General features: G+C 66.5%; 16 protein-coding genes and 1 pseudogene. 11 read left to right on the top strand and 6 right to left on the bottom strand.

The annotated features are described in order from the left end of the window. Nucleotides 1–99: 99 nt before the first annotated feature. Nucleotides 100–300, top strand: a pseudogene (locus tag ACAW63_RS09160) (type II toxin-antitoxin system HicB family antitoxin); the annotation flags it as partial. Nucleotides 301–370: 70 nt separating this feature from the next. Here the strand turns inward: ACAW63_RS09160 and ACAW63_RS09155 are convergent. The 5 genes from ACAW63_RS09155 to ACAW63_RS09135 form a co-directional block, all read right to left on the bottom strand. Continuing rightward, the gene (locus tag ACAW63_RS09155; RefSeq protein WP_371233162.1) at nt 371–1,261 is read right to left on the bottom strand and encodes an EamA family transporter; all 891 of its coding nucleotides are present in this window, start codon (nt 1,259–1,261) and stop codon (nt 371–373) included. 341 nt (nt 1,262–1,602) lie between these two features. Then, nucleotides 1,603–2,154 carry a nucleotidyltransferase family protein gene (locus tag ACAW63_RS09150; protein WP_371234627.1) on the bottom strand — a complete coding sequence of 184 codons (552 nt, stop codon included), beginning with the start codon at nt 2,152–2,154 and terminating at the stop codon, nt 1,603–1,605. A 5-nt stretch (nt 2,155–2,159) separates the two neighbouring features. Next, on the bottom strand, nt 2,160–3,056 hold the full coding sequence (locus ACAW63_RS09145) for a PA4780 family RIO1-like protein kinase (protein ID WP_371233161.1): 897 nt from the start codon (nt 3,054–3,056) through the stop codon (nt 2,160–2,162). A gap of 73 nt (nt 3,057–3,129) precedes the next feature. After that, nucleotides 3,130–4,311, bottom strand: a complete 1,182-nt coding sequence (locus ACAW63_RS09140) for an HD domain-containing phosphohydrolase (RefSeq protein WP_371233159.1) — start codon at nt 4,309–4,311, stop codon at nt 3,130–3,132. A gap of 67 nt (nt 4,312–4,378) precedes the next feature. Further along, entirely contained in the window at nt 4,379–6,721 is a 2,343-nt protein-coding gene (locus ACAW63_RS09135) for an ATP-binding protein (RefSeq protein ID WP_371233157.1), read from the bottom strand. Between the two features lie 124 nt (nt 6,722–6,845). On the opposite strand from ACAW63_RS09135, the gene ada reads away from it, so the two are divergent. The 10 genes from ada (at nt 6,846) to ACAW63_RS09085 (ending at nt 17,955) form a co-directional block, all read left to right on the top strand. Next, nucleotides 6,846–7,907 (top strand): bifunctional DNA-binding transcriptional regulator/O6-methylguanine-DNA methyltransferase Ada, encoded by a 1,062-nt coding sequence (gene ada / locus ACAW63_RS09130; protein ID WP_371233154.1) that lies wholly within the window; start codon nt 6,846–6,848, stop codon nt 7,905–7,907. 319 nt (nt 7,908–8,226) lie between these two features. After that, nucleotides 8,227–9,135: a glutamate/aspartate ABC transporter substrate-binding protein gene (locus ACAW63_RS09125; protein WP_370600702.1), complete on the top strand. Its 909-nt coding sequence runs from the start codon at nt 8,227–8,229 to the stop codon at nt 9,133–9,135. A 219-nt stretch (nt 9,136–9,354) separates the two neighbouring features. Further along, entirely contained in the window at nt 9,355–10,101 is a 747-nt protein-coding gene (locus ACAW63_RS09120; protein WP_275610187.1) for an amino acid ABC transporter permease, read from the top strand. After that, nucleotides 10,098–10,766 carry an amino acid ABC transporter permease gene (locus tag ACAW63_RS09115; RefSeq protein WP_275610186.1) on the top strand — a complete coding sequence of 223 codons (669 nt, stop codon included), beginning with the start codon at nt 10,098–10,100 and terminating at the stop codon, nt 10,764–10,766. The genes ACAW63_RS09120 and ACAW63_RS09115 overlap by 4 nt, the downstream gene beginning before the upstream one ends. Then, the gene (locus ACAW63_RS09110) at nt 10,763–11,497 is read left to right on the top strand and encodes an amino acid ABC transporter ATP-binding protein (protein WP_371233152.1); all 735 of its coding nucleotides are present in this window, start codon (nt 10,763–10,765) and stop codon (nt 11,495–11,497) included. Before ACAW63_RS09115 ends, ACAW63_RS09110 begins: the two co-directional genes overlap by 4 nt. A gap of 71 nt (nt 11,498–11,568) precedes the next feature. Beyond that, a complete protein-coding gene (gene ggt / locus ACAW63_RS09105; RefSeq protein ID WP_371233151.1) occupies nt 11,569–13,242 on the top strand; it encodes a gamma-glutamyltransferase in 1,674 nt (557 codons plus the stop codon). 334 nt (nt 13,243–13,576) lie between these two features. Beyond that, the gene (locus ACAW63_RS09100) at nt 13,577–15,469 is read left to right on the top strand and encodes an ATP-binding protein (RefSeq protein WP_371233149.1); all 1,893 of its coding nucleotides are present in this window, start codon (nt 13,577–13,579) and stop codon (nt 15,467–15,469) included. 47 nt (nt 15,470–15,516) lie between these two features. After that, on the top strand, nt 15,517–16,800 hold the full coding sequence (locus tag ACAW63_RS09095; RefSeq protein ID WP_371234624.1) for a sigma-54-dependent transcriptional regulator: 1,284 nt from the start codon (nt 15,517–15,519) through the stop codon (nt 16,798–16,800). 190 nt (nt 16,801–16,990) lie between these two features. Continuing rightward, complete coding sequence (locus ACAW63_RS09090; RefSeq protein WP_371233147.1) at nt 16,991–17,440, top strand: hypothetical protein; 450 nt, start codon at nt 16,991–16,993, stop codon at nt 17,438–17,440. Nucleotides 17,441–17,712: 272 nt separating this feature from the next. Next, a complete protein-coding gene (locus ACAW63_RS09085) occupies nt 17,713–17,955 on the top strand; it encodes a hypothetical protein (RefSeq protein WP_371233145.1) in 243 nt (80 codons plus the stop codon). Between the two features lie 6 nt (nt 17,956–17,961). Here the strand turns inward: ACAW63_RS09085 and ACAW63_RS09080 are convergent, their stop codons facing one another. Next, complete coding sequence (locus ACAW63_RS09080) at nt 17,962–18,573, bottom strand: class I SAM-dependent methyltransferase (protein WP_371233144.1); 612 nt, start codon at nt 18,571–18,573, stop codon at nt 17,962–17,964. Nucleotides 18,574–18,649: the final 76 nt, after the last annotated feature.

Genomic DNA, 18,649 nt, shown 5'->3' with positions numbered 1-18,649 from the left:
GGGCTAAGCGCCCCGTTCGATTTGTGCTCATCGCGGTTACTGATAGATACCAAAGCCCGAGGGCAGAACGACTGCCCAACAGAGCGGGACAATTCCTTCATGAGATATCAAGGCTACGCCGCCCGCATCGAATACAGCGATGACGACGGGCTGTTCATCGGCCACATCGCCGGTATCCGCAACGTGATTGGTTTTCACGGCGAGTCGGTGAGCGAGTTGCGTGGGGCGTTCGAAGAGGCCGTGGACGACTACCTGGTCACCTGCGAGAAACTCGGCCGCGAACCGCAGCGGCCAGTCTCTCACTGACGACCCAAGACAACTGGTGATGGATCACCGCGGCGCAGCAATCTGACCCTTCTACAGGTACGGGTCAGCCTTGGGCGCTCACTGTCGTACGGCGACGCCACAGCGACGCCGGCAGCACGGTCACGGCCAGGCCGACGAAAACCAGCACGCAAGCCATCCAGTCCTGGGTGGTCAGCGCTTCGCCGAGGAACAGCCAACCCGACAGCAGACCTGAAACCGGTACGGCCAGAGCGAAAGGCGTGACCTGGCTGGCCGGGTAGCGGCGCAGCAGGAAGCTCCACAGGCCGAAGCCGACGGTGGTGGCGAGGAAAGCGATGTAGAGCAGCGCGCCGGCACCGGTCCAGTTGATGTTCAGCACGGCGTGCCCGATCGCCTCGGGACCTTCGAATATCCACGACAGCACCAGCAGGGGCAGCGGCGGAATCAGGCTGACCCAGCTGATCAGGCGCAGCATGTCGCTGGCGCCGGAGCGCTTGGTGGCGATGTTGGAGAAGGCCCAGGCCAGGGCCGCGGCGATCACCAGCAGGAAGGCCAGCAGGCTGTCGCCCAGCGGCCGCTCCAGGCCGATCAGCAGCAGGCCACCGGCGGCCAGCGCCAGGCCCAGCAAGGCGCGCGGGGTGGGCCGCTCGCCCAGCAGCGCGGCGGCGATCAGCACGGTGAAGAACACCTGGCTCTGCAGGACCAGCGAGGACAGGCCGGCGGGCATGCCCAGGTGCATGCCGACGAACAGCAGACCGAACTTCACCACGCCCAGCAGCAGGCCGATCTGCACGATGCGCCAGAACGGCGCCGGCAGCGGGCCGCGCAGGAAGATCAGCGGCAACGCCGCCAGGGCAAAGCGCAGGGCGCAGAACAACAGCGGCGGGAAGTCGTGCAGGCCGACCTTGATCACGACGAAATTGACGCCCCAGATCAGGGTGACCAGCAGGGCGAGCAGGATATGGCGCAGCGGCATGGCGGGTAGCTCGGGGTGGGATGGGCTAACGCTACCAGTCTGGCCCGCCGCTGTATGGATACAGTTGGTGCCGTACAGTTGTGCCTCGTTACGTCGCCGCGACCGGGCTGGACTCGGAAGGCCCTGAGGCCGGGGCAAACAGAGCGTCTGGGCTTTTGCTCTCGTAGGAGCGGAGCTTCTCCGCGAATCCTTCAGCGTGCACCAATGTTCGCGGAGAAGCTCCGCTCCTACGAGATACATCTGCCCTCGGGGCGGCCCTCACCCCAGCCCTCTCCCAGGGGGAGAGGGCTGGGGTGAGGGAGAAAGCCCAGGCAAAGACTTCCGAATAAGGACAACTGCTTCTACAGAGGTTCGATCTGCAAGTTGGGCCAGCGCGCCAGCCAGTTCTTGGCCGCGAGCCGCTCGCGATAGATATCCGGCTTGGAATGGAAGCGTTCGGTTGGCCGAACACGCAGGCTCAGCAGGTCGTCGACGCCCAGCGGCGCCAGCAATTCCAGCTCATCGCCGCGCAAACGCACCGCCACCGCCGTGCAGACTTCCGCCCAGTGCCGCAATGCGTCGGCGCAATCCCGGTAAGCTCTGTCGCCATTGCGCACATGCATGCGCGCCTGGTTGCGCACTGACCAGGGCACTTCCGGGCAAGCCTCCCGCAAGCGGCGCTCCCAGGCGTCGTCCGCTTCGGCGTCCAGGCAGTCTTCGGCGAAATACAGCACGTCCACATCGGCCAGCGGCGTCGCGTCGACATAGCCGTGCAACGCATCCCACACGGCGTTGCGCACGAAGCCGGCGCCGATCCAGGCATCGGCCGGGCCGTGGTCGCGCACGCCGCGCAGCAGGCGCATGCGCTCGGGCTGGGCGGCGATCAATGTGAGGATGTCAGCGGGGTCGTTCAACCCGATCAAGCCCGCTCCCACGGCGGAGGCGGCGGTTCGTCGCGGGTCTGCGGCGTATCCTGGGCGGCGCGACCGGCCTCCCGGCGGGCCTGTTCGCGCAGGGCATCGGCGATCTCGCGCAGTACGGAGTCGACGTCCGCTTCGTCCTCGGGATCGTCGAAATGGCCGGTCAGCGGGGTGTCCGGCAGCAGTTTCCCTTCCTCGTAAAGCGCCCACATTTCCTTGGCGTAGTGGGTGTACTTCAATTCCGGGGCGAAGCGGCCGAAGTAGGCGGCCATGTTGCCCACGTCGCGCTCCAGCATGCGGAAGGCGTGGTTGTTGCCGGCGGCGTCCACCGCCTGGGGCAGGTCGATGATCACCGGGCCGTCCGGCCCAACCAGCACGTTGAACTCGGACAGGTCGCCGTGCACCAGGCCGGCGCAGAGCATCATCACGATTTGCCTGATCAGGAAGGCGTGGAATTCGCGCGCCAGCTCCGGCTCCATCACCACGTCGTTCAGGCGTGGCGCGGCGTCGCCGTCCTCGTCGGCGATCATTTCCATCAACAGCACGCCGTCGAGGAAGTCGTAGGGCTTGGGCACCCGCACGCCGGCATTAGCCAGGCGGAACAGCGCGGCAACCTCGGCGTTCTGCCAGGCCTCCTCCTGTTCCTTGCGGCCATACTTTGAGCCCTTGGCCATGGCGCGCGCCTGGCGGCTGTTGCGCACCTTGCGCCCTTCCTGGTACTCGGCGGCCTGGCGGAAGCTGCGCTTGTTGGCTTCCTTGTAGACCTTGGCGCAGCGCAGCTCGTCGCCGCAGCGCACCACGTAGACCGCAGCTTCCTTGCCGCTCATCAGCGGTCGCAACACTTCGTCGATCAGGCCGTCTTCGATCAGCGGCTCAATGCGTTTCGGGGTCTTCATCGGGCTTCCTGGCATACCTCTCTGCGGGCGCTGCGCACCTTATACGGCAATCCCCGACGGTCGCCCAGCACGATCAGGGGGCAGGCGGCGTCAGTTCGATGTTTTCGATCACTGCGTCCTCCAGGCGCAGCAGTTCCAGCCCCAGGGCCTCGTCGCTGTCGGCATAGCGCAGGGCGATGCTGGCGAAGCCTTCGGCGGCCTCGCTGAAGGCCTCCACCATGCGCGGGTCGAACTGGCTGCCGGCGCCGGCCTTGATCCGCGCCGCCGCTTCGTCCGGGCCCAGCGAGGTGCGGTAGGCGTGGCGGCTGGTCATCTCGTCGTAGCAGTCGATCAGCGTCAGCATCCGTGCGGCCATCGGGATACGTTCGCCGGACAACCCTTCCGGATACCCCCCGCCGTCCCAGCGCTCGTGGTGGCTATGGGCGATCTCCTTGGCGTAGCGCAGGAAGTCGGCCGGGTAGCCCAGCTTGCGCTCGGCCGCCGCCAGGGCGTCGCGCCCCACCGTGGTGTGGCTCTGCATGATCGCCTGGTCAGCCTCGTCGAGCTGGCCGGGGTGGTGCAGGATGCGGTCGGGCACCGCGACCTTGCCGATATCGTGCAACTGCGCCGAGCGCGCCAGCAGTTCGATGTTTTCCACCGAGAGTTCGTTGGAGAACTCGTTGCGCAGCGCCAGGGTGCTGCCCAGCAGGCGCATGTAATGCTCGATGCGCACCAGGTGCTGGCTGTGGGCGTTGTCGCGCAGGTCGCAGAGGGTTGCCATGGCCTCCAGCGTGGCGTCCTGGATGGCCTGCAGCTCACGGGCGCGGCGCCGCACTTCCAGCTCCAGGTACTCGCTCTTGTCGCGCAGGAAGTCGGCGTTGGCCTTGAGGTTGAGATGCGCGCGGATGCGCGCCAGGGTCACCGGCGGGCTGATCGGCTTGGTGATGTAGTCCACCGCCCCCAGGTCCAGCCCCTTCTGCTCATCGGAGGCGTTGACCATGCCGGTGAGGAAGATCACCGGGATGTCCCGCGTGGCCGGGTCGGCCTTGAGCTGCCGGCAGACCTCGTAGCCGTCCATCTCCGGCATCATGATGTCGAGCAGCACCAGGTCCGGGCGCGGATCGCTCTGCACCAGGCGCAGGGCCTTGGCGCCGCTGGACGCGACGCGCACCTGATAGCGGTCCATGAGCAGCTCGCTCATGAGCATCAGATTGTCCGGCTGGTCATCCACCACCAGGATCAGCTCCTGTTCGGGCCGGTCCAGCATGCTATCCATCGCATTCCCCTCTAATTGTTCAGACTGCCACGCGGCACCGGATCGGACCGTTCATCCGCGCCGGCGTTCAGATCCTGATATCGCACTCCCTCGCGAGATTCACCAGGTGCTCCAGGGCGCGTTCGAACTCGAAGCGCCTGACGTTCGTCGCGATGCCCTCGTATCCCTCATTGAAGACGCTGCGCAGCAGGCTTGCACGCTCGCCCAGCAGACGCCCGGCGCGCGGGTCGTCGGCCGCCAGCAGCTGCGCCAGGCGCCGGCAGACGCGCTCGACCTCGACCCCGTCGCCACCGCTGACCGGCGCCCGCGCCACCGCCTGCGCCGGCGGCTCGGGGGACGGGAGCGCGGCATGGCTGATGCTGTCCAGGTTGACTTCCGTCGCATCATCCACCCGCCCCATCGGCAGGCGGCACCAGAACAGGCTGCCCTGCCCCGCCTCGCTTTCCACACCGACGCTGCCACCCATCGCCTCGGCCAGCCGCTTGCAGATCGCCAGCCCCAGACCCGAGCCGCCGTAGCGCCGGGTGATCGAGCTGTCGGCCTGGCGGAACGATTCGAACAGGCGGTCCTGCTGCGCCGGGGAGATGCCAATGCCGGTGTCGCGCAGGCCGAAGTACAACAGCAGGCTGTCCTCGTCCTCCTCCTCCAGCTCGACGACCAGCACCACCTCGCCACGCTCGGTGAACTTCAGCGCGTTGTTGGCGTAATTCATCAGGATCTGCCGCAGGCGCAGCGAGTCGCCCACCACCTTGGCTGGCACCCGCGAATCGATTTCGCAGCGCACCGCCAGCCCCTTGCTCGCGGCGCGGATGCTCAGCAGGTCGAACAACTCGCCGAGCATGCGTTCGAGGTCGAAATCGATGTGCTCGAACTCCAGCTTGCCGGCCTCAACCCGCGACAGGTCGAGGATGTCGCTGATCAGCTCCAGCAGGTACTGGCCCGAGCCCTGGATCTTGCCCAGGTAGTCCAGTTGCTGCTCGTCCAGGGTGGTTTCCTGCAGCAGGTGGGCAAGGCCGATGATGATGTTCAGCGGCGTGCGGATTTCGTGGCTCATGTTGGCCAGGAAGTCGCTCTTGAGCTGCGCGGCCTCCTCGGCGAGGTCGCGAGCCTGGGCCAGCGCGACTTCGGTGGACTTGCGCGCGGTAACGTCGCGACTCACGCCGACCAGCCCCAGCAGGCGCCCCTGGTCATCCTGGAAGGCGCTGCGCAAGGTATCGAACAGCACCTGCCGGCCATCCGGGTAGATCACCCAGCCTTCGCTGGCGTAGGGCCCGCTGCCAGTCAGCGCCTGGTGGTCGCGGTCGTGCCGGCCGGCGGCGGCAGTGCGGCTGAACAGCTGGCGGTCGCTGCGCCCGACGATCTCGTCCGGGCGCCGCCCCAGGCAGTCGGCGAACGCCTGGTTGACCCCCAGGTAGCGGCCCTGGGTGTCCTTGAACCAGATCGGGTCGGGGATCGCGTTGATCAGTGCCAGCAGCGTGCTGCGCTGGCGGCGCTCCTCGGCCTCGGCGCGGGCGCGCTCGGCGACCTGGATCGACAGCCGCCGGTTCCACACCAGGACGAAGGCCAGCAGGGCGAGCACGCCGACCACCCAGGGCCAGGCGATCTGCAACAGGTGCATCCAGTCGAACACGTCCAGGGACGGCAGCCAGCGCGCCTGGATCGCCTCCTGCTCGCTGCGGCTGATGTCGCCCAGGGCGCGGTCGAGCAACGGCACCAGCGGCTCCAGCTCCTTGCGCACGGCGAAGCGCACCTGGCTGTTGCCCAGGCCGCTGTCGCCCCGGACTTCCATATTGCTCAGGCTCAGTTGCTCGATCAGGTAGCTGGAGGTGATCAGGTTGCCTACATAGGCATCGGCCTTGCCTGTGGAAACCGCCTTCAAGGCACTGGAGGAATCGTCGCTGACCACGAAGACGACGCCGGGCACGGCCTTCGTCAGCAGCTCCTGCACGGCATAGCCCTGCTCCACCGCCACCCGCCGCCCGGACAGGTCGTCGAGCACGCGGATGGTGCTGTCGCGGCGGGCGAAGATCAGGCTGCTGGTCAACAGGTACGGCCGGCTGAAACTGAGGAAGCGCTTGCGCTCCTCGGTCATCGCCACCGACGGCACCAGATCCACCTCGCCGGCATGCACGGCGGCCAGCACGTCTTCCCAGGTGTTGTAGATCACCGGCCGGACCTTCATGCCCAGGCGCTCGGAAATCAGCTGCAGGTAGTCGGCGCTGATACCGTGGAACTGGTCGAACTCGTCGATCACCTCGAACGGCGGCCAACCGGCGCGGAACAGGCCGACGCGGATCGGCTCGTGGGCACTGACGAAGGCCCGTTCCTGCTCGTTCAGCGCCAGGCTATCGGCATGAGCCGGAGCGAACAGCGTGACGAGCAGCAGGCAGCAGAAGCAGAATCGCAGCAAGGCAACGCTCTCTGAAGGCGGACATCGGCAAGCGTAGCCCGCAGTTTGAAAACGCGATGCGGATTGCCCGCCCGCAACGGCGGACAGACAATTTCCCCATCGCCGAATTCCATGGAGACCCACCATGATGAGCCTCGAACTGAACCCTGAACGTTGCTGGCAGGCGGTCTGCGAACGGGATTCGCGTTTCGAGGGGCGCTTCGTCTTCAGCGTGCGCTCCACCGGTGTCTACTGCCGCCCCAATTGCCCGGCCCGCCGGCCTTCGCGTGGCAACGTGGCCTTCCACGAAAGCCCGGCCGCCGCCGAGGCCGCCGGATTCCGCCCGTGCAAGCGCTGCTCACCGAACGGCCCCAGCCCTCGCGAGCAGCTGGATGCCCTGGTCGCCGCGGCCTGCGAATTGCTCGACCGTGCGGAGAAACCGCTGACCCTGGGCGAGCTGGCCAGGCGCATCGGCCTCTCCGCCTCGCACCTCGCCCGCGCCTTCAAGGCCCGCACCGGCCTGACCCCGCGCGCGTGGGCCGAGTCACGCCGCGAACAGCGCCTGGCCGCTGCCCTTCCGCAAGCGCGCTCGGTGCTGGATGCGGCCCTGGAAGCCGGCTACTCCGGCACCCGCGCCCTCTACGAAAGCGCCACCCCGCTGACCCCGGCGCAGCGCCGGCAAAAAGGTGCGGGAGAACACCTGCGCTACGTCATCGCGCCCTGCCCGCTGGGCCAGATGCTGCTGGCGGCCACCGACAAGGGGGTCTGCGCCCTGCTGTTCGCCGATAACGCCAGCGAGCTGGAGCAACAGCTGGCCGAACGTTTCGGCGCCGCCGAGCGCGTGCCCGACGACGCGGGCCTGGGCGACTGGCTGCAGCAGGTACTGGCGCAGCTGGCAGAACCCGAACAGGCCGCCCACCTGCCGCTGGACCTGCACGGCAGCGCCTTCCAGCTGCGCGTCTGGCGCGCCCTCACGCGCATCCCCAGCGGCGAGACGCGGCGCTACGGCGAGCTGGCCGAACAGTTGGGCAGCCATCCCCGCGCCATCGCCCGCGCCTGCGCCAGCAACCATGTCGGCCTGCTGGTGCCCTGCCACCGGGTGGTCGGCGGTACCGGCGAAGGTGGCTACCGCTGGGGACTGCCGCGCAAGCGAGAGTTGCTGCGCCGCGAGGGACTCGCCGCCGTACAGATCAACGACCAGGACTGAAGTCCATTCCCCATGGAACCGCCGCCCCGCTCCGGCGGTTCCGACACTTGGCGCGGCCTCCAGGCAAAGTTCCCAGGCGAAGCCTCGGCAGCAATCGTTCGGATTTCCGAACGTGAATTCGTCGAATATCCGGATTACCGAACAGCGCGCCACGCATCAGTCTCGGCCATCAATAAAAATATGCTTTATATTCAGTAACTTAAAAACAAATGCAGAAGTTGGCACAGAGCCTGCTGCTGTCCATCCCGAGCATGCGGCATGGCTACCCCTCGCCAGTCGCAGGACTGAATAACAAACACAACCAGTCGAGGTAGATTCCATGCGTTTCGCACCCCGCGCGCTGGGCGCCGCCATTGTTGCAGCGCTGCTCGCCACTCCCGTCGTCGCTGAAGAGCTCACCGGTACCCTGAAGAAGATCAAGGACTCCGGCACCGTCGTCCTCGGCCACCGTGACGCCTCCATCCCCTTCTCCTACCTCGCCACCGATCCGCGCCAGCCGGTGGGCTACTCCCATGACCTGCAACTGAAGGTCGTCGAAGCCCTGAAGAAAGAGCTGAACCTGCCGGACCTCAAGGTGCGCTACAACCTGGTCACCTCGCAGACCCGTATCCCGCTGGTGCAGAACGGCACCGTGGACATCGAGTGCGGCTCCACCACCAACAACCTGGAGCGCCAGAAGCAGGTCGACTTCTCCGTCGGCATCTTCGAAGTCGGCACCCGCCTGCTGACCAAGACCACCTCGGGCATCAACGACTTCGCCGACCTGAATGGCAAGAACGTGGTGACCACCGCCGGCACCACCTCCGAGCGCCTGCTCAAGCAGATGAACGCCGAGAAGAAGATGGGCATGAACATCATCTCGGCCAAGGACCACGGCGAGTCCTTCCTGATGCTCGAATCCGGCCGCGCCGTGGCCTTCATGATGGACGACGCGCTGCTCTACGGCGAAATGGCCAAGGCCAAGAAGCCGGACGACTGGCACGTGGTCGGCAAGCCCCAGTCCTACGAAATCTACGCGTGCATGGTCCGCAAGGGCGACGCGCCGTTCAAGAAGGTGGTCGACAAGGCCATCGCCGACACCTTCGCCTCGGGTGAAGTCAACAAGATCTACGACCAGTGGTTCATGAAGCCGATCCCGCCGAAGAACCTGAACCTCAACTTCCCGATGAGCGATGAGCTCAAGAAGCTGATCGCCACTCCGACCGACAAGTCTGCCGAGCAGATGTAACGGTCGCGTCGGTCTGCGCCCATAAGGCGCAGACTGGCGGGGGATCGGGAGCGCAGGCCCTGCGCTCCCGGCCCACTCCTACTGATGACGATGCCGGAACATCCGCTACCCGCGGGTGGCGGGCCGCTGCATGCCCGCTTCCGGCTTCGTGCCGTGAATACAAATACCTGTTCACGCTCCGCGCAACGGAGCGTGAACGACTCTGAGGGGAAACCCGACATGGACTACAACTGGGACTGGGGCGTGTTCTTCAAGTCCACCGGGATCGGCGATGAGCGCTACCTGGACTGGTACATCACCGGCCTTGGCTGGACCATCGCCGTCTCGCTCGCGGCCTGGGTCATCGCCCTGGCGCTCGGCTCGCTGCTGGGGGTGATGCGCACCCTGCCCAACCGCTGGCTGTCCGGCATCGCCACCGCCTACGTGGAGCTGTTCCGCAACGTGCCGCTGCTGGTGCAGCTGTTCATCTGGTACTTCCTGGTGCCGGACTACCTGCCGCAGCCGATCCAGGACTGGTTCAAGCTGGGCCTGGCGCCGGAAACCTCGGCCTTCGTCAGCGTCGTCGTGTGCCTGGGCCTGTTCACCGCCGCGCGGGTCTGCGAACAGGTGCGCACCGGCATCCAGGCGCTGCCCAAGGGCCAGCTCGCCGCCGCCAGCGCCATGGGCTTCCGCCTGCCGGCGATCTACCGCCACGTGCTGCTGCCGCAGGCCTTCCGCATCATCATTCCGCCGCTCACCTCGGAGTTCCTCAACGTCTTCAAGAACTCCTCGGTGGCGTCGCTGATCGGCCTCATGGAGCTGCTGGCACAGACCAAGCAGACCGCCGAGTTCAGCGCCAACCTGTTCGAGGCCTTCACCCTGGCCACGCTGATCTACTTCACCCTGAACATGAGCCTGATGCTGTCCATGCGCATGGTCGAGAAGAAGGTCGCGGTACCGGGCCTGATCTCCGTGGGAGGTAAATGATGGACTTCAGTCAGATCGTCCCCGCCCTCCCCGGCCTGTGGGAAGGCATGCTCACCACCCTGCAGCTGATGGCGCTGGGCGTGCTGGGCGGCGTGGTGCTGGGCACCATCCTGGCGCTGATGCGCCTGTCCAACAGCAAGCTGCTGTCGAACATCGCCGGCTTCTACGTGAACTATTTCCGCTCGATCCCGCTGCTGCTGGTGATCACCTGGTTCTATTTCGCGGTGCCCTTCATCCTGCGCTGGATCACCGGCCAGGACACCCCGGTGGGTGCGTTCACCTCGTGCCTGGTGGCCTTCATGATGTTCGAGGCGGCCTACTACTGCGAGATCGTCCGCGCCGGCATCCAGGCCATCCCGAAGGGCCAGATCGGCGCGTCCTACGCCCTGGGCATGACCTACGGCCAGGCGATGCGCCTGATCATCCTGCCCCAGGCGTTCCGCAAGATGACCCCGCTGCTGCTGCAGCAGAGCATCATCCTGTTCCAGGACACCTCGCTGGTCTACTCGGTGGGCCTGATGGACTTCCTCAACGCCGCCCGTTCCCGCGGCGACATCATCGGCCAGCCCCATGAGTTCCTGATCTTCGCCGGTCTCGTCTACTTCGTCATCAGCTTCGCCGCGTCCTTCGGCGTGAAGCGCCTGCAGAAAAGGTTAACCGTATGATCTCCATCGATAACGTCAGCAAGTGGTATGGCGACTTCCAGGTGCTCACCGACTGCAACACCAAGGTGTCCAAGGGTGAAGTCGTGGTGGTCTGCGGGCCGTCCGGCTCGGGCAAGTCGACCCTGATCAAGTGCGTCAACGCGCTGGAGCCCTTCCAGAAGGGCGACATCACCGTCGACGGCACCTCCATCGCCAATCCGAAAACCGACCTGCCGAAACTGCGCTCGCGCGTCGGCATGGTGTTCCAGCACTTCGAGCTGTTCCCGCACCTGTCCATCACCGAGAACCTGACCATCGCCCAGCGCAAGGTCCTGGGCCGGAGCAAGGAAGAGGCAATGGACAAGGGCATGAAGCTGCTCGACCGCGTCGGCCTCAAGGCCCACGCCCACAAGCACCCCGGCCAGCTCTCCGGCGGCCAGCAGCAGCGCGTGGCCATTGCCCGCGCGCTGGCGATGGACCCGATCGTCATGCTGTTCGACGAACCGACCTCGGCGCTCGACCCGGAAATGGTCAACGAGGTGCTCGACGTGATGGTCCAGCTCGCCCAGGAAGGCATGACCATGATGTGCGTGACCCACGAGATGGGCTTTGCGCGCAAGGTCGCCGACCGGGTGATCTTCATGGACCGCGGGCAGATCGTCGAAGACTGTCCGAAGGAAGAGTTCTTCGGCGACCTGCAGAACCGCGCCGAACGCACCCAGCAATTCCTCGCCAAGATCCTGCCGCACTGATCCACCGGTGCGCCCCGCTGAAGCGGGGCGCGCCACCTCACCGCAAACACAACAATAAATAAGGAAGGTCCATGCGTCTGATCCACTTCACGAAACTGCCCCTGGGCGTCGCGATCCTCGCCGCCAGTTCCTCGGTCTTCGCCGCCACCCTCGACGGCGGCGCGGTGGCCGCGCCTGACCAGTACGGCGCCAAGGTCGCCGCCGAGATCCTGAAGAAGGGCGGCAACGCCGTCGACGCAGCGGTCGCCACCGCCTTCACCCTCGCGGTCACCTACCCCGAAGCCGGCAACATCGGCGGCGGCGGCTTCATGACCCTGTATGTCGACGGCAAGCCGTACTTCCTCGACTACCGCGAGATCGCGCCGAAGGCCGCGACCAAGACCATGTACCTGAACGACAAGGGCGAGGTGATCGAGAACCTCAGCCTGGTCGGCACCAAGGCTGCCGGCGTGCCCGGCACCGTGATGGGCCTGTGGGAAGCCCACAAGCGCTTCGGCAAGCTGAAGTGGAGCGAACTGCTGACCCCGGCCATCGGCTACGCCAGGACCGGCTTCAAGGTCGCCGACCAGCAGTACCAGTACCGCCAGGACGCCATCGCGCTGTTCAACGGCAAGACCAACTTCGGCGACTACTTCGGCACCATGAAACCGGGGCAGACCTTCAAGCAGCCGGAACTGGCCAAGACCCTGGAGCGCATCGCCGACAAGGGCCCGGACGACTTCTACAAGGGCGAGACCGCCAAGCTGCTGGTCGCGCAGATGAAGCACGACGGCGGCCTGATCACCCAGGAAGACCTCTCCGGCTACGAGGCCAAGTGGCGCGAACCGATGCGCATCGACTGGCAGGGCAACAGCCTGTACACCGCGCCGCTGCCCAGCTCCGGCGGTATCGCCCTGGCCCAGCTGATCGGTATCAAGGAGCAGCGCGCCGCCGACTTCAAGGGCGTGGAACTGAACTCCGCCAAGTACATCCACCTGCTGGCCGAGATCGAGAAGCGCGTGTTCGCCGACCGCGCCGACTACCTGGGCGACCCGGACTTCTCCAAGGTGCCGGTGGCCCAGCTGACCGACCCGGCGTACATCGCCAAGCGCGCCACCGAGGTCAACCCGAACGCCATCTCGCCCACCGAGAAAGTCCGTCCGGGCCTGGAGCCGCACCAGACCACCCACTTCTCCATCGTCGACAAGGACGGCAACGCCGTCAGCAACACCTACACCCTGAACTGGGACTTCGGCAGCGGCGTGGTGGTCAAGGGCGCCGGCTTCCTGCTCAACGACGAGATGGATGACTTCAGCGCCAAGCCGGGCGTGGCCAACGCCTTCGGCGTAGTGGGCAGCGACGCCAACGCCATCGAGCCGGGCAAGCGCATGCTCTCCTCCATGAGCCCGAGCATCGTCACCCGCGACGGCAAGGTCAGCCTGGTGCTGGGTACTCCCGGCGGCTCGCGGATCTTCACCTCGATCTTCCAGGTGCTGAACAACGTCTACGACTACCACCTGCCCCTGGAGAAGGCCGTGGCCGCGCAGCGCGTGCATCACCAGCTGCTGCCCAAGGACACCCTCTACTTCGACGCCTACGCACCGCTCACCGGCAAGGTCGCCGACGAGCTGAAGGCCATGGGCTACACCCTGGAAGACCAGGGCTGGAACATGGGTGACATCCAGGCCATCCGCGTCGACGGCAAGTCGCTGGAAACAGCCTCCGATCCGCGAGGCCGCGGCGTCGGCCTGGTGGTGAAGCCCTAACCATGTGGTACCCGAGCCAGTCCATCGCCGTGCCCCGGCGAAAGGGTCTGTAGGCACTTCGGCACGACCGCGGCGGAGCCGCATTTTGCGCAGAGCAAGGCGCGAGGAGAGTAGTTTGGTCATTCCAAATGAACGACGAGTAACGCAGCACTGCGCAAAATGCGGCCCGCCCCTCCGGGTTGCGCGGCAAATCACGCCATGCGTCGTTGCGGGACTTGCCAAGGGAATGACCATTGCCTACGTCCCGCGCCTAGCCTGGCGTGATTTGTCGCAGCAACGCGGCTCGCGCCGAAGCGCCTACAGACCCTAGACTGGCTCGGCCCGGACGACTGTGATGCAATGCCCTCCCAGCCCATTGCCACCGCCGCTCACCGTGAAACCACGCCTGCTGCGCAACCTCCTCCTGCCTCTCCTGCTGCTCCTGCTCACCCTGGGCTTCGGCTATGGCGGCTACCTGATCAGTGATGGCGCCGGCACCCGCGCCCTGATCGGCAGTGGCGAACGTCAGCTGGAGCTGCACGCCCGCGGCGTGGAAAGCGAGATGAGCCGCTACTCCTACCTGCCCAGCGTGCTGGAGCTGGAAAAGAACGTCACGCGCCTGCTGCTCGACCCCACCCCCTACAACCGCAACCTGGTCAACGCCTACCTCGAAGGCCTGAACCGCCGCGCCGGCAGCCGTGCCATCTACCTGCTGGACACCTCCGGGCGGGTGCTGGCCACCAGCAACTGGCAGAACGTGGACAGCTACCAGGGCGAGGACCAGTCCTTCCGCGCCTACTTCCAGGACGCCATGGCCGGCCGCCCGGGGCGCTTCTACGGCATGGACAGCACCACCGGCGAGCCCGGCTACTACCTGGCCCACGGCCTGGTCAGCGGCGACCAGATCATCGGCGTGGCGGTGGTCAAGGTGAAGATGGAGGCGCTCGAAGAGCGTTGGCAGAAAGCCCGCCTGCAAGCCTTCGTCAGCGACGAGAACGGCATCATCATCCTCTCCAGCGATCCCGCCCTGCGCCTGAAAGCAGTGCGCCCGCTCAGCGCCGACGACAAGGAACGCATGGCGCGAAGCCTGCAGTACTACTGGTGGGCGCTCAACGAATGGCAGCCGCTTACACGCCGTTCGCTGGGCGACGGCGTGGAGGAAATCAGCTTTCCGCCACAGTCGCCGGAAGCCGACGGGCACAGCCCCGTCAACTACCTGATGCAGACCCGTCGCCTGAACGACACCTCGTGGAACTTCACCCTGCTCAGCCCGCTCCACGACGTACGCCGCGAAGCCATGATCCACGGCATGCTCGCCGCCCTGGGCTTCGCTCTGCTGGCCTTCCTGCTGATCGCCTCGAACGAGCGGCGCAAGGTCATCGCCACCCGCCTCGCCGCCCGCGAAGCGCTGGAGCAGGCCAACAACGCCCTGGAGCGGCGCATCGCGGAACGCACCAGCGACCTGCGCGCCAGCAACCAGCACCTGCGCGAGCAGATCCGCGAACGCCGCCAGGCAGAGGACACCCTGCGCAAGGCCCAGGACCGCCTGGTACAGGCCGGCAAGCTGGCTGTGATCGGGCAGATGTCCACCAGCATCGCCCACGAACTCAACCAGCCGCTGGCGGCGCTGCGCACGCTCTCGGGCAACACCGTGCGCTTCCTGGCGCGCGGCAAGCTGGATATCGCCAGCAGCAACCTGGTCGCGATCAACGAGATGGTCGACCGCATGGGTCGCATCACCGGCAGCCTGCGCGCCTTCGCCCGGCGCGCCGACGACCACGGGCAAGCCAGCCTGGACAAGGCGGTGGACGCCGCAATGATGGTCCTGCAGGTGCGCCTCAAGGAGGTACCGGTGAGCCTGCATCGTGACTACCCTGACGCCCGCCTGGCCATCGACCAGACCCGCCTGGAACAGATCCTGGTCAACCTGATCGCCAACGCCCTGGACGCCATGAGCCCGCAGGACGACCGCCAGCTCTGGCTGGAAGGCCGTGTCGAAGGCGACGACCGCTATCGCCTGGTCGTGCGCGACAACGGCCCCGGCATCCCCCAGGACGCCCGCGCGCACCTGTTCGAACCCTTCTTCACCACCAAGCCCGGCGAACTCGGCCTGGGCCTGGGCCTGACCCTTTCGGCCAGCCTCGCCACCGCCGCCGGCGGCAGCCTGGGCGTGGCCTACCCGGAGGCCGGCGGCACCGCCTTCGAGCTCTACCTGCCGCTGCTGCCTGCCCTGGAGAACCCCGCATGAGCGAAGAATCCCTGCGCGTCCTGATCGTCGAGGACGACCCGCACGTCCTGCTCGGCTGCCAGCAGGCGCTGGCCCTGGAAGACATCGACAGCGACGGCGTGGGCAGCGCCGAGGAGGCGCTGAAGAAGATCGGCGCCGACTTCCCCGGCATCGTCATCAGCGACATCCGCATGCCCGGCATGGGCGGACTGCAGTTGCTGGAGAAACTCAAGGCGCTGGACCCCAGCCTGCCGGTGGTGCTGATCACCGGCCACGGCGACATCGCCATGGCGGTGAAGGCCATGCGCGACGGCGCCTATGACTTCATGGAGAAACCCTTCTCGCCCGAACGCCTGGTCGACACCGCGCGCCGGGCGCTGGCCCAGCGGGCGCTGACCCGCGAGGTCAGCCAACTGCGTCGCCAGCTGGCCGGCCGCCAGGCCCTGGAAAGCCGGCTGATCGGCCGGTCGCCGGCCATGCAGGCGCTGCGCGAGCTGATCACCAACGTCGCCGACACCTCGGCCAATGTGCTCATCGAAGGCGAGACCGGCACCGGCAAGGAACTGGTCGCCCGCTGCCTGCACGACTACAGCCGGCGCCAGGCCAAGCCCTTCGTCGCGCTCAACTGCGGCGGCCTGCCGGAAAGCCTGATCGACAGCGAGATCTTCGGCCACGAGGCCCACGCCTTCACCGGCGCCGGCAAACGGCGCATCGGCAAGATCGAGCACGCCAACGGCGGCAGCCTGTTCCTCGACGAGATCGAGAGCATGCCGCTGAACCTGCAGATCAAGCTGCTGCGCGTGTTGCAGGAACAGCAGCTGGAACGCCTGGGCTCCAACGAACTGATCCCGGTGGATTGCCGGGTGATCGCCGCGACCAAGTCCGACCTCGCTGCCATGGGCCGCGACGGCAGCTTCCGCAGCGACCTCTACTACCGCCTCAACGTGGTCACCCTCAACCTGCCGCCACTGCGCGAGCGCCGCGAAGACATCCTGATGCTCTTCGAGCACTTCCTGCAGCAGTCCTCGCTGCGCTTCGACCGCCCGGCGCCGGTCATCGACAACGCCACCGCCGCCACCCTGATGGCCCACGACTGGCCCGGCAACGTACGCGAACTGCGCAACGTCGCCGAACGCTTCGCCCTCGGCCTGCCGGTGCTGGCCGGCGGCAACCTCGGCCCCGACGCGGGCGAACCGCGCTTCGCCGAAGCCGTGGAGGCCTTCGAGAAGAGCCTGCTGTCCACCGCCCTGGAACGCCACGCCGGCAACCTCAGCCAGGCCGCGCACGCCCTGGGCATGGCCAAGACCACGCTGTTCGACAAGGTGAAGAAGTACGGCCTGAAGGGCGAGTGAACGCAAATGCTTTTGGTAGGAGCGAGCTTGCTCGCGAACCTGCCTGAAGCCGTGCTATCCACCTGAAAGCGTTCGCGAGCAAGCTCGCTCCTACAAAGGTAATGCCACGCGGCGGCGCGCCCCATTGATCTGCCGGGAACTGTCCCGGACACTACCCACCTTTGAACCGACCGCACGAGCGGGAGCCCCCATGTCCACCCAAGCCGAAACCCTCTGGAACCAGCTCTGCGCCGATGCCGGCGTCGACCCGCAGCAGCGCATGGCCGCACGCCGCGCCATCCTCGCCCACGCCGACGCACTGGATGCCGACGTCTACCGCCCGGACGACAACGATCCGGATGCCGAAGAGCTGGACATGGGCAGTGCCAAGGTGCTCTTCCTCGGCCCCTTCGAAGCCCCCGCCGAGTGGGACGCCGCCGAACGCGAAGACTTCTACGACGACGCCGACCCGGAGCTGTTCTTCAACGCGCGCCTCGAATCCGAAGCCGAGCCGGGCACGCCGGGCTTCTTCGTTCCGGAAGTCGGCGACTTCCTGGCGGTGATGGACGCCGGCAAGATCCAGATGTACTTCCTGCACGACTGGAGCGAAGACAATGACGGCTGCACCTGCGTGCTGATCCGCGACGATATCCAGCTCTGATCTGAATGCACGCTCTTGCAGGAGCAACTGCCTTCCTCTGGACAGTCTGTGCCTGCGCCTCCCCCCAGCCCTCGCCCTCCGGGAGGGGGGCAGACCGTGCCGGCTGACACCTCGGCGACTCCGTTCAAGGCCTTCGCCGGGGACTCGTCACTGCAGGGCGCACGGCCTGGAGAAAATAATTTTCTACAAATTCATCGGGGGCCCCCGATGAACTTGGCGCAGGTCCGGTGTCTCAGGGTAGGCACGCCACTTTTCCCACCGGACCATCCGCCATGCATGACGATCCCGAAAGCCTCTGGGTCGAAGTGGAGACCTGGTCTCCCTACCGACCGCAACGCATTCTTCGCGGCCGCATCAGCCGGGAAGACTTCCTTGCCCTGCACGAAGGCCATGCGCCCGCCATGGTGCGCCTGGACGACTGCCAGAACCGCGAGGCACCCAGCGGCGCCGTACAGGACCTGTTCCTCGCCAGCTCCCACATTCTCAGCGTCACTCCGCTGCACCGCGCCGCCTGATTTCGCTCAGTCGGCCATGCCGCGATACACATAGGTCATCGGCCGGAGACCCGGCAGGTAGTCCTGGACCAGCTCGCGCAGCGTGAAGCCGCCGGCCTGGATCAACGCCGGCATGTCGCGGTCAAGGTGACAGCCGCCGGCCAGCGGCTTCCACACCGGTGTCAGCCGGTGCTGCCAGGCGCGCACGCTGGCGTCCGGCGCCAGGCCGTGCTCGCAGAAGAGGAATTCGCCACCCGGCTTGAGCACCCGGCGCATTTCCTTCAGCGCCGCCACGGCATCGGGAATGCTGCACAAGGTAAAGGTGCAGACGATGCTGTCGAAGCTCGCGGCGTCGGCACGGATCTCGCCCAGCTCCAGCGCCACCATCTCCACCGGAATGCCAATGCGCCCGACGCGCTCGCGGGCGAGCTTCTGCATCTGCGCCGCGGGGTCGACCCCGACGATTGTCGACACTTTCGCCGGATCGTAGAACGACAGGTTCAGCCCGGTGCCCATGCCGATCTCCAGCACCCGGCCATGGGCGCGGGGCACCAGCAGCGAGCGCTGCTTCATCACATCGCCCAGGCCGCAGGCGAAATCGATCAGCCGGGGCAGCACATAGCGGTCGTAGAGTTGCATGCACGCGATCTCCGTTTTTCCCCCGATCCTAGCGGGCCTGAGCGGCGCCGGCACAGCGGCTGACGAGGGGATATCC

This window comes from Pseudomonas sp. QE6 (genome assembly GCF_041379005.1).
Classification (GTDB): Bacteria; Pseudomonadota; Gammaproteobacteria; order Pseudomonadales; family Pseudomonadaceae; genus Pseudomonas.
This window is presented reverse-complemented; position numbering and strand designations above follow the sequence as displayed.

Bases quoted from the DNA above. Each gene is read 5' to 3' on its own strand.
- ACAW63_RS09155 (WP_371233162.1), bottom strand. From the start codon at position 1,261: ATGCCGCTGCGCCATATCCTGCTCGCCCTGCTGGTCACCCTGATCTGG.
- ACAW63_RS09145 (WP_371233161.1), bottom strand. From the start codon at position 3,056: ATGAAGACCCCGAAACGCATTGAGCCGCTGATCGAAGACGGCCTGATC.
- ACAW63_RS09140 (WP_371233159.1), bottom strand. From the start codon at position 4,311: ATGGATAGCATGCTGGACCGGCCCGAACAGGAGCTGATCCTGGTGGTG.
- ada (WP_371233154.1), top strand. From the start codon at position 6,846: ATGATGAGCCTCGAACTGAACCCTGAACGTTGCTGGCAGGCGGTCTGC.
- ACAW63_RS09125 (WP_370600702.1), top strand. From the start codon at position 8,227: ATGCGTTTCGCACCCCGCGCGCTGGGCGCCGCCATTGTTGCAGCGCTG.
- ACAW63_RS09120 (WP_275610187.1), top strand. From the start codon at position 9,355: ATGGACTACAACTGGGACTGGGGCGTGTTCTTCAAGTCCACCGGGATC.
- ACAW63_RS09115 (WP_275610186.1), top strand. From the start codon at position 10,098: ATGATGGACTTCAGTCAGATCGTCCCCGCCCTCCCCGGCCTGTGGGAA.
- ACAW63_RS09110 (WP_371233152.1), top strand. From the start codon at position 10,763: ATGATCTCCATCGATAACGTCAGCAAGTGGTATGGCGACTTCCAGGTG.
- ggt (WP_371233151.1), top strand. From the start codon at position 11,569: ATGCGTCTGATCCACTTCACGAAACTGCCCCTGGGCGTCGCGATCCTC.
- ACAW63_RS09100 (WP_371233149.1), top strand. From the start codon at position 13,577: ATGCAATGCCCTCCCAGCCCATTGCCACCGCCGCTCACCGTGAAACCA.
- ACAW63_RS09090 (WP_371233147.1), top strand. From the start codon at position 16,991: ATGTCCACCCAAGCCGAAACCCTCTGGAACCAGCTCTGCGCCGATGCC.
- ACAW63_RS09085 (WP_371233145.1), top strand. From the start codon at position 17,713: ATGCATGACGATCCCGAAAGCCTCTGGGTCGAAGTGGAGACCTGGTCT.
- ACAW63_RS09080 (WP_371233144.1), bottom strand. From the start codon at position 18,573: ATGCAACTCTACGACCGCTATGTGCTGCCCCGGCTGATCGATTTCGCC.